Raw genomic sequence first — 10,979 nt, 5'->3', positions numbered from 1 at the left:
GGGAGGATCCGGTCCACCAACTCACCCCGCTGAGTCCCAAAGATGGGACGTATGACCGGCCCGAATGTGCGGCCACGATCGCCATCGGCATCCCGGACGCCTACACGGTGACCCCGCTGGGTGTCGCCATGTCGGGATTTTTCGACCTCCAGAGTGCGGGCGGCCCAAGGGGATCCGTGCAATCCGTGGCCGCACATTCGGGCCGGTCATACGTCCCATCTTTGGGACTCAGCGGGGTGAGTTGGTGGACCGGATCCTCGCCCTTGAGATTCGGATCTCCGGCGATGTTCCTGACGTCGTCGAGGCTGGGCAGCAATCCGTCCAGATTTGCGGGCGCAACGGTAGGCGGTGGGGGCGGTGTCGTGGTGGTCGCCGTCGTCGTCGCGCTGGGAGCGGTCGTCGTGCTTGGTCCGGCACGGTGCGTCGGTGGACTGCCGGCCTGAGTTAACCCGACGGCCAATGCGACGACCGCCACCGCGATGAAGACGTACGAGAGCGTGACCCCTACCAGGGCACGATCGCGACCGCGCTGGCCGGTGCGCCGAATCTGTGAAAGTCCTACGTGCCCAAGAATCGCGCCGAGGGGTGCGAATACGAACGCGAACACCACCGACAACGTCGCCAGGACATTCGCCTCGTCACGCGGTGCGGACGGCGGCAGCGGCGGTGGCTGACCTTGCGTCGGCAACGAACCGCCGAATGGACGGGGCCCAAATGGGTTGCCCTGCCAGGGGTTGGTCATGGTTCAGCCCGGAATCTTGTCGAGGATCTGGTTGGCGACGGCCGTGGCGGTCTGGCGGGCACGGTCCACGTCGTTGCCGGTGTAGGACACCAGCAGATCGATCACGACGTTGGCCTTCGCGGCGATCGCATGCACCGACAGGTCATCGCGCGCCGCGGCTTCGATGGTGGTGATGCCGTTGCCGGCATCGATCGGCTCGTTGAGCGAGAACGCCACGGTGCTCTTATTGAGGAACGTGATCTTCACCGGCAGACCACCGCACTGGCGCCATGCCGACGACATCTTCGCCAGTTGCGCTTGCGCCGCGGCCGAATCCGGAAACGCCGCGATGGCAGCGTCAATCGACCTCGTGTTGGCTGGGTCATCCCGGTCGGCGAAGACGGGCATGTAGTAGTTGACGAGGGCTCCGACGTTGTACAGGTCAGGCACGCCGGCATATAGAGCGCCGCGGCATTCCGGACGGTCGGTGGTTTGTCCGCCGGCCGCAACATCCTCGGGCCGGCGCAGAATCACCGCCTGTATCAGCTTGTCGTCACCGGTGATGGCTTTGGCGTCGGCGAGAGTGGGCACCAGCCGTGCCAGATCGGACGGCGTGATCGCGGGGCCAGCAGGCGGGGAAGCCGTGGTGGGGGCGGCGGTGCGGGCGGCAGGGCTGTCGGGCCGGGTGAGCCACACCACCAAAACGCCGACCACCACTGCGATCACCACGTACGACAGCACCGTCCCCACCAGAGCACGGTCGCGGCCGCGCTGACCGGTGCGCCGAATCTGCCGAAGCCCGAGGTGCCCCAGCACCGCCCCGACGGGGGCGAACACGAACGCGAACACCACCGACAACGTCGCCAACGCGTTGACCGGTGGGCGGTCCGGAGGTGGCACCGGCGCCGCATACACCGGAGGCCCGGGCGGGACACTTCCGAACGGCGTAGCGCCAAACGGATTGTGCTCGAACGGGTTCTGAGGTGGGTTGGTCATGTTCGCCGCGCCGAAACCTAAAGCACGCCGAAACTCGAGGTGACCCAACGGACCGGGTCGACGCACCGGAACGGCGCGATGCCCCGGGCGTGCAGTCGCTGCCCGCTCGGTGGCTGGCCGAGGGCCGAGACGACGAAGAAGCGGTGCCTCAGCCGCCTTGGGGTGGATGGGTTTTCGACGCCGGCGATGATGGATCCGGCGTTGAGCCGGGTCAGCAGGCTACGCACCTCTTCGTGCAGCAATTGACCGTCGTTGTCGTCATAGAGCACCGAATCCGAGGGATCACGCAGATACGCGGCGCCGGCGTTGGACATCACCATGCTCCACTCGGAGCCATCGACGTCGCGCAGCGCCCGCAGCGCGTCGAACTTCGACAAGATGACCGCCAGCCGTGGTTCGCCGGACCCGATGGCCATCATCACGTTGTTGAGCACGCCGCCTGGATCTCCCCCGCTCACCATCTGCGGGGGCAGCAGGTCCTGGAGCTGATCCCGAATCGATTGCACCCGAAGCGGATCGAACATGAAGAACACGGCCTCGGCGTTGCTGAAGAACCGAAACGGCGGGGAATGCAGGTTGCCGGACTCCATGTCCTCGCCGGCGACGTCGCGCAGCACCAGGTAACGCTGCACCCCATGCCAGGTGCCCAGGCTGAAAATCAGTGGCTCGCGCTGCGTGGACGTCTGGGTCATTATCGTCGGCGTCGGCGGGATCAGGCCGCGCTGCACGAACAGCGGTGTCTCGTAATGGGTTGTGTAGGCGACGGCCGTCGAGCGCGTCGCGGGCGCCATCGCGAATCCGAGGTGTTCGCACAACAGCTGCAGTTGGCGAACCAGCACGGCGATGTAGAGGCTCTTGCCGGTCGCGCGGGCCCCCGCCATCGCAATGCAGTACGCCTGGCCTTCGCGCCATCGATCGGGCAGCGTGAAGTGGCACACCGGGCAGATCTCGAGGACGGGACCGCGCAGCGCCTGGGCGGCAATGTTCGGCGGCGGCGGGCCGTTGTACCCGGGCGGACGATCCCACCGGAACATCGGCCCGATGTCGGCCTTGGCGCCCAGGAACGCCGAGCCGACCTCGTCGTGATAGCGGGGTGCACCACTGGTGGGCGCCAGTGTCCACAAGTGGTGGTCGGGATCCAAAAGCGCAAAGCACCGTGGGCATTTGGTCAAAATCGCCGGGATTGCGGGCGCGGTCATGTGAGGGCCCGAACAAGCCCGGCGGTGATGTCATCGAGCACCTGCGGATGCGCGAGCAGTTCCGCGGCCGCGTCTTGCCCCGAGCGCGGCGCCGGCAGCCGCGGTCCGGCGACCCGGCGGTCATCGGACAGGGTGATCAACGCAAAGCCGCGCTGCACGCCGCTGACCGGGAAGTCCGAACAGGCCACGGTGGCGATGTCGGTGCGCAGCCGCGACCAGCGCGCGCCCGCCGACCATCGCGGCTGTAGCTTGCGCACCGCTTCGGCGAGCCCCGCACCCGGCCCGGCGGCGTGGTTTTCCGCAGCGATCTTGGTGACGTCGGCTCCGACGAGCACCGCGGCCACGTCGCGGATTCCGAGGGCGTCGGCTACCCCCACCGCCACGTCGGTGGCCGCCGCCGCGCTGCCATCGGCGAACCAGGGGCGCATCGACGCCGAACTGTTCAGTGCGACAACGAGTTCAGCGTGGGCCTGCTTGCGGTCCCGGCCGATGAGACGCCGCGCCGAGGTGCGGGCCGCGGCCGCCAGCGGGCCCAGCGCCGTGTCGGCCGCGGCGGTCACGGAGACCTCGATGTGGTGGCCGGCCGGGCGCAGTTCGGCGAACACCACCGCGGTGTCGCCGCTGACGTCCACCGGGTCGAACAGCACCTGGACGGGGTCGGCATCGTCGGGCACATCGTGGGCGATCGCGAGATGCACGACCGTGCCGGCGCCGAATTGTGTTGTGAAGGCGGGGCGCACGGCGATGGTGACGGGACCGGTCAGCGAGGGCAGGACGACATGCTGGGGGCTGGAGCGCACCACGGCCTGACCCGGCGCGCCCTGTATGTCGAGGGCGGCGTCGTGTACCGCACCGCTGATCGAGACCGACAGCGGCCCGACGGGTATGTGGGCGCGCTGATTACGTGCGGTCAGGGCGTAGATCGGCATCAGGGGTTCCTCCACATCGGAGCCGGCGGGGTAGCCAGCGGCGCTTGCCCGTCGGAGCGGCGGGCCAGCATGGCGCTCAGCAGCTTCCGGTATCGCCGCGGCGGCGCTGCCTCGTTGCTGCCGGCCATCCGCATCATCGTCGCGAGCACCGCCTCCTGGTTGTCTTCGCTGAACTGCCGGCCTAAGGTCAGTGCGGCGGCGGCCGAGGCCAGCACAGCATCGACGGCATCCGCCGGTTCGGCGGCGTCGGTGCGCAACAGGCTGGCCGCCAACACCTCTGTGGCCGTGACGATTTCGGCATCGGCGAGGGCGACCAGTTGCTCGGCGGCGGCCCCGGCCACCGCGCGATCGGCGGCCAGTTGAGCCGCGAGCACGGGGCGTGGCTGTCCGGCGATCACGCCCAGGGCCGCCAGCACCGTCACCCGCGCCGCGCAGTCGGCGTGCACCCGCCCAGGGCCGATCTCACCCAACGCCGTATCCCACAGCCCGCAGTACGCCCGCTGATGGGTGCTGATGTAGCCGCGCTGCACCCAGGACGCCGGGCTCACCGCGCGCAGCGCGGCACTTGCCACCGCGAGGTCATCGTTGTTGGCGGCGGTGATCTCGTCGGCCAGCCGCAGCAACGACTCACTGTCCGGTGCCCCCAGCAGCGTCGGCAACAGCGCCGCGGTGCTCAACGCGGCTCCGCCCGCCGCCAGCAATTGCGCCGGATCCCACACGTGACGGGCCGCCAGCTCGTCGCGGTATGGGGATCCGTTCGCCGCGAACCACCACAGCTCGGCGAAGCTGTCCGCGTCACTCGGATGGCGCTCGGCGCGCATGCCGCACACCGCCGCGCGGGTCCACGTCGCATCCCACGGCTGCGCGGCCAGCAGCTCGCCCGGCGTGGGCATGCTGGATCCGTCGGCCAACCAGTCCAGCACGGTGTCGCTGATCGCCGACGCGCCTTCCCAATTCAGACGCAGCGTCGCGGCGGCCGCGGCGAGCCGGGTTTCCGGGCCAAGCCGATGCGTCAGCCGCCGGGCCAGCGTGGGCCCCGCGTGCGGGTCGGCCAGCTGGGCCGCGACCCGATCGGTCAGGGCCTGCGTCAGGCGGTCGTCGGCGACGCCCGCCCGCAGCAGCAGATCGACCAGCTTGAGCAGTCGTTGCGGGTCAGCGGTGGCGCCGGTCCGCTGCAAAGCCGGCCCGAGGGCGGCCGTCAGCGGCTCCGGAACCGGACGGCCGTGATAGGTGTTGCGGCCCAACGGAATCGGACCCAGTTGATCCAGCCAGGTGTCGTCGTCGATCGCCCGGCACAGGTAGGTCAGCGTGGCGTGCTCGCCGGCGAAGCCAGGTAGGTGCTGTTCGGCTGCCTTCCAGGCATCGGATGTAGTCTGGCCGACGAGCGCCGAAAGCGCCTCGTCGACAAGGCGTTCGGTCGGTGATCCGGGGGCGATGCCCGCCGGCGAGTGCGCGGTGATGATCGCGTTCGCTTCGGGATGGGCGGCGGAGAAATCCTCGTCGGCGGCGATCGTGACGGCCAGGGGCCAGGCCGGGTGCAGGTCTCGATCCTGGATTTGTGCGGCGCGGTGGTCGAGTTCATCGAGCACCGCGAGGGCTGACTGCGGATCAAGCAGCACTTCCTGTGCCATCACCGACCAGGCGGTGACCTCGATCGCCTGGCCGGCAGCGGTCCGATGCGGATCGCCACACAACTCCCCGAGCGATAGCGTCGCGGTCTCGTCGATGACCACGAAACCGGTTGGGACCGTGTCCAAGTCAGCGATGGGCACCGCGGCCAGGTGCGCGATGGCGTGCTGCGCCGGACCGAGCTGGTCGGCGCGATCGAAGGTGCTGAAGTTCAGGGTGGCCGCGGTTCCCGGCGACATGAGGAAACTCACCAGGCCGATCCACTGCGCGGCCGAGTCAACGGAGACCGCGCCCAACACCACGGGTGCGCCCCCGTCGAGCGCGGCCGCCACCGCGTCCAGCAATCCGAGCAGGGTGCCCACCCGCCAGGTGCTGGTGTCCAGGGCGAACGCGATCGCGGTTTCTCGGGTGACGACTTGCGCCGCGCCCGGCGGATCACCGGGCAAGGTGGCCCGAGCGACGGCCGCCGCACCGAACGGACGTAACCACGCCGGCGAGCCCCACCGCTGGATTGGTCGCAGCCGCGGCGCCGAATCCGGTGCCCTGTCCAGCAATACGTGCGCGAACACGTTGCCCGGCCGCCCGGTGCTATCTGCACCCGCGGCGACGGTGTGCCAGTAGCCCGCCGCATCGCTGGCCCATCGGCGGTACTCGAGGCGCCGCGGCGCCGCGTCCAGCTGTTCCGGAGTGGGATAGTCGGGCAGCGGCGTCACCGGCCGAAAGGCGGTGCGGACACCCGACGCCAAGCGCTGGGTTTCCTCCGCCGACAGCTCCCCGACGGTCTGCTTGACCTGCCAGCCCCCCGCGCCTCCCGGCTGGTCAAAGCTCGTGTAGGCGAGTTGGCCGTAGCGCGGCGTCATGGTGCGCCCACGCTCAGGCGGAGGCTGTGCACGGGCGGGTCCAGGAGCGCGATGGTGCGCAGCCGCGCCGCCGAGGGCGTGTTGACGAACAACCTGATCCATCCGCGCCGGCCCCGCAGATCGGCGGCCCACGGCTCGGCGGTTCCCGCGGTGGTCAACGCCGACCACCGCAGTTCCTTGGACGGCGTGGCCGCCAAGCCACCCTGCGCGTCCAGCGGTGCCGCGTCGAGCGCCTCGCCATCGGTGGGCGACAACGGAATTCGATCCGGGTGGTTGATCAGCACGAACGCCGGCGACCCGGGCACGTCGTATTCGGACCGCATATAGATGGTGGCGTGCGACGGTTGCCCCGCCGGGTCGCGGCTCAACTGCACCGCGTATTGCAGCCGCAGCAGGCCGGCGTACTCGATGCTGCGGACGGGCCCGATGGCGCGGCGGCCGGCGGAGAAGGCCACCGGCGCCAGATGCAGGGAACACCCGCTCACCGGGAGCTTGCCGTTGGGCAGTTGCAGGCCGCCGTACTTTTCGTATTGCTCGACGGTGATTTCGTAGGACGTGCCGGTCAGCCCGTTGCGCGGGTCGTAGCCCTTGGGCGCCAGGTACACCACGACGACGGCGGCGCCTTGCGGCCAGTCGAATGTCAGGACCTGCTTGTTGCAGTACTCGGCCAGTTCGACGTCGCGGATGGCTCCGGTGCGTACCGAGCAGAAGGTCTTGCCCAGCAACGCACGTCCCGCCAGCACGGTGACCGGGGTGAAGTAGGCGCGACTCCAGTCCGTCGGCCAGGACACCCCCGACATCGTCGACCGCGGCCGTCCATCGGGGCCTGGCTGCTCGCTAATCGGTTGTGTCAAGCGCAAATCCGGGGTCAGCCCGATCTGCTCGAGCGCCGCCTCGGGCAAGTCGTTGGCCTCGGCCCCGGCCGCCGGACCGGTCTGGCTGCGATAGATCACCACTTCACCCGCGGCCGGCGGCTTCCAGGTGAGTTCGAAGCCCTCGGCCGACCCCGGTGCCGACGTCACCATCAGGTCGGTGACCGGTGTCAGGACGGCGGCGATTTCGACGTCGGCCTCCACCGCCGCCGCCAGCCGCAGCACGCCGTTGATCGGGACGGCCGCCCGAATCCGGTACAGGTAATGGCGACCGGGAGCCGGGTCGGAGTCCACGAATCCCGCCCGATTGTCGCGGTCGAGCAGGATCCGATGCTGCGGACCCTCACGACCGGCTTCCTCGACCGGCAACCGGGACACGAATACGGCGCTCACCGCCGAAGGCACTGTCCAGCTGCCGATGACCTTGCCGTTGTCCTGTCGAACGACGCAATCGCGCACCGGGCTGACCGCGACACCCTCGGCGTGCTTGATGGGTTGCGCCGCAAGCGCTTCCGCGCGGGTCGCACCGACGTTCGCCCAGACCTGGTAGTAGCGCACCGCCGCGGCCGAGGGCAGCGGGTCGGCCGCGGTGATCGCCGTGGTGGCCGCCACCAGCCGGGCCCGATCCGGGGAATACGGCGCGTTGTCCTCCTGAGCGACCAGCCGGTAGATCACCACGGCCTCCCCGCCCGGCAGGAAGGGGGTCCAGGCCAGCTCGCGGCCGTCGACGTCGTCGCGGGATGGTCTGACGGTGACCGCGGCCAGCGGGCCGGTCTGTTCGCCAAAGGTGTAGGCGGCGAAATCGCTGGGGCTCAGCGGTGGTTGGTCGCCAGCCCCGCCGTCGGCCAGTGCCGCCGCGCCGGTCGGCTCACCGTCGGGTTCCACCGCGGACAGGCTTCCCGGGCGGTGATGGCGGCCCGGCGATGATTCCGAGTCCACCTCGGCCAGCACGGCCGCCAGCTCCTCGGCATAGTCGGCGACCGATCCGGGCAGCATCGCCCGAATCTGTTCCACGTCAGTGCGTCCGGAACGCAGTATCAGCCGCAGGTGGGTTTCCTTGAACCCCGCCTTGGACACCGCCCCGGAGTCGATGAGGCGTTGGCGCCACGCGATCAGGGCGTTCAGGCGGGGGTCGTCGGCGTCGCCGGCGTGCTGCGGATCGGGCATGCTAGAACACCAAATCCCCGCCGGGCGGCGCGTCGCGGTGCTCGGTGTGCGTGATCACCGCGGTCTTCTCCGTTTCGAATCCCGACGCGGCCGCCAGCGGCACCTCGAAGAGGGTGAAGTCATAGGGCGCCAGGCCGTCGCTGGCCTGCACCACCGTGGCCCGGAAACCCAGGCCGGGCCGGGCGATCGTGGCGGTATCGATGGCTACCGCGCAGCGGCCCGCGGTCATCGCCGCATCGGTGAACACCGAGCCATCGAAGGGGGCGGCTTGTCCCGGCCGGTGGTCGACCAACCCGGCCGCGAACTGCTCGGAGCCCACGTGCTGGCCCATCGCGGGCGCCAACACCGCACCGGTGAGCGCCGTGCCCACCCGGTCATCCTCGGCGAACATCTGCTCGACACGCTGCCACAGGGCGTCGGCGCCGGTGGAATGCACCTGCCCGGAAGCCACCGCCGCCGACCACTGATCCAGACCCGAGGACGTCCGGAAACCCGGCATGCGATAGAGCATTTCGGGGTCCTCGCGCAGTCGGCCCGCCGCCTGGGTGACCATCTCCTGCCACGGCTTGGTCAGCCAGCCGAGCGCGTAGAGGCGGCGCTGGATGGCGTGTGCCGCGTCGTCGGCACGCTCCGCGCCGGGATCGGCGACCCCGACCTGTGCGCAGCGCGGTAGGCCGTCGGAAATCAGTGGTGCGGCCGAGCGCCCCGCCGGAGCGGGCCCGAAGGGCGCGCGCAGCACCGGCCCCAGCACGCGACACCAGGACAGGTATTGGCCGTAGGCGGTGGACAGGCGGCTGACATCCTGCAGGGCGGTCTGCAGATTCGCCTGCATCATCTCGAGCTGATTCTGTTGCGATTTCCGCAGATTCATCAAGGTGAACATGTCGCGCTGGGCGAACAGGAACAGCGTCAGCGACACCGCGATGTAGAGGCCGACGAGTATGCCGCCGGTGATCAACGTGTATTTCCACCCGGTGAACCCGGCGACCGCGATGCCGACCAGGACGACCAGCACACCTAGCGTCGCCCAGGTCAGCGTGGCCAGGATGGTGCCGATGGCCTGTTGGCGGGCGCGCACCTTCTCGTCGATCGAGATCTCGCTGGCCGCCCGCTGGATCTGTTCGGCGATTTGCGCCACCTCGGTGCGGGCCCGCCCCAGGAAGTCGGCCAGGATCGATCCCGCCTGCCAGGCATAGCTTTTCGATGCGTGCTGCTGCCAGCGCTCCAGCTCGGTCGACGCCCCGCGGGCCTCCACGCCCGCGGCGGGATCGGAGTAGGCGCGTTGCAGCCGCTGGCGCAGATCGGCGGCGCCGAGCACGTCGGCCGGCTCCAGGTCGGTGACGCCGATCACCGCGGCCAGCGATGTCGGGATGGCCGTGAACCGATCCGCGCGACTGGGTACGACGTCGGCGGCGTTGGCCAGCACACCGACGCCCGCGCCCACCTGGATCGGGTCGAGCCCCTTGGCGCGGCGCCCGCCGTCGGCAAGGGTCAGCGCGCCGTTGACGAAGTCGATCCACAGCGGGCTGAGATCCTGGTGCGCCAGTTGCGCGTTGGCCGCGGATCCGCCGATCGCCGCGTTGAGCGTGTCGGCGCTGCGGCCGAGGTCCTGCCAGTCGGCGAGCTGACTGCTGGTGACCACCGAGAACGCGGATTCGCGGCCGCCGAACACGGTGCCCTGCACCGTCGAGGCCAACACCGCCGATACCGACCCCTTGACCGCCGACAGCCACGCCGACGGGGCGTTACGCAGGGCCCCGCCCATGAAGCGCAGGAACATCTTCAGCGCCGCCCAGATCGAAATAGCCTGCGTGGCAACGTCGTCGGCGCCCATCCGCGGCCCGCGAAGCACGTCGCGGTGTTTGGTCCACAGCGCGCGGGCCATCGTCTGGGTGGCCGCCGAAACGTCCTCGACGTAGAGCACGGGCACCTGGCCGCCGTGCGGCAGCGGCAGCCGTCCGGCCGGATCGAACAGTCGCGCGCGCAGCCGACGTTCCACGTCGGCGGTGTCCAGGCTGCGGTAGAACGCGCGCACCGCACGCAACGTCTGGCCCGGCAGGATCTCCACACTGTCGAAGGGGGTCTGCTGCACGTCGGCCCACAATCCGGCCACCGCGGCGACCACCGGCGCGGCACGCTGGGCCAGATCCAGCGGTTCGGCCAGGTGTCCCCACGGCACCGCGCCCAGCCCGGGCGCCGGCGAATCCTCCGGTGCGATCAGCAGGTTGTGCCAGCCCTCCACGACCACCGACGCGCTGAGCTGACTGGCTCCGGCCCGCCCACTGGTGAGCAACATCCGCAGCAGCGTCATCCTCGCTCCCCTGGCGGTGCTGCGCACCACTTGTTCGACGAACTGCTCGGCGGCCAGGGGCGCCCGCTGATCCGCCGGAGCTTCGAGCGGAACCAACACCGCCACCCGGACCCGGTCGTAGGGCTTGGCGGTCAATACCTGCTGCAGCACAACGGTTTCCGACCGCCCGTCGCGGACCATCGTCGCCGTTGTGGCTGGCCCGCGCGCATCGCCGGCGTCCACCCAGACGAAGACGCCCAGCAGTCCCGCGGCGGAGTAATCGCACAGGACACCGAGCAGCTCGTCGGTATGCAGG

6 protein-coding genes and 2 pseudogenes are annotated in these 10,979 nt (G+C 69.9%); 1 reads left to right on the top strand and 7 read right to left on the bottom strand.

Annotation, left to right across the window (positions count from 1 at the left end; translation table 11 throughout):
* Window positions 1-443: pseudogene (locus tag A5622_RS29950) on the top strand (hypothetical protein); the annotation flags it as partial.
* Window positions 444-472: 29 nt separating this feature from the next.
* Here A5622_RS29950 and A5622_RS29945 read toward each other — a convergent pair.
* From A5622_RS29945 to A5622_RS29495, 7 genes and pseudogenes are all read right to left on the bottom strand, one after another.
* Window positions 473-742: pseudogene (locus A5622_RS29945) on the bottom strand (DUF4190 domain-containing protein); the annotation flags it as partial.
* Between the two features lie 3 nt (window positions 743-745).
* Window positions 746-1,717: a sensor domain-containing protein gene (locus tag A5622_RS02295; protein WP_066876400.1), complete on the bottom strand. Its 972-nt coding sequence runs from the start codon at window positions 1,715-1,717 to the stop codon at window positions 746-748.
* A gap of 17 nt (window positions 1,718-1,734) precedes the next feature.
* Entirely contained in the window at window positions 1,735-2,889 is a 1,155-nt protein-coding gene (locus A5622_RS02290; protein ID WP_066869773.1) for a hypothetical protein, read from the bottom strand.
* A gap of 23 nt (window positions 2,890-2,912) precedes the next feature.
* A complete protein-coding gene (locus tag A5622_RS02285; RefSeq protein WP_066876402.1) occupies window positions 2,913-3,845 on the bottom strand; it encodes a hypothetical protein in 933 nt (310 codons plus the stop codon).
* Window positions 3,845-6,334, bottom strand: coding sequence for a hypothetical protein (locus A5622_RS02280; protein ID WP_066876398.1), 2,490 nt, complete (start codon window positions 6,332-6,334; stop codon window positions 3,845-3,847). Before A5622_RS02280 ends, A5622_RS02285 begins: the two co-directional genes overlap by 1 nt.
* On the bottom strand, window positions 6,331-8,373 hold the full coding sequence (locus tag A5622_RS02275; RefSeq protein ID WP_066876396.1) for a hypothetical protein: 2,043 nt from the start codon (window positions 8,371-8,373) through the stop codon (window positions 6,331-6,333). Before A5622_RS02275 ends, A5622_RS02280 begins: the two co-directional genes overlap by 4 nt.
* Window position 8,374: 1 nt before the next feature.
* The gene (locus A5622_RS29495) at window positions 8,375-10,978 is read right to left on the bottom strand and encodes a hypothetical protein (protein ID WP_082994510.1); all 2,604 of its coding nucleotides are present in this window, start codon (window positions 10,976-10,978) and stop codon (window positions 8,375-8,377) included.
* Window position 10,979: the final 1 nt, after the last annotated feature.

The sequence above is a fragment of the Mycobacterium sp. 1245801.1 genome (assembly GCF_001673055.1).
Classification (GTDB): Bacteria; Actinomycetota; Actinomycetes; order Mycobacteriales; family Mycobacteriaceae; genus Mycobacterium; species Mycobacterium europaeum_A.
The sequence above is the reverse complement of the archived record's forward strand: the minus strand, read 5'-3'. Positions and strand labels throughout refer to the sequence as shown.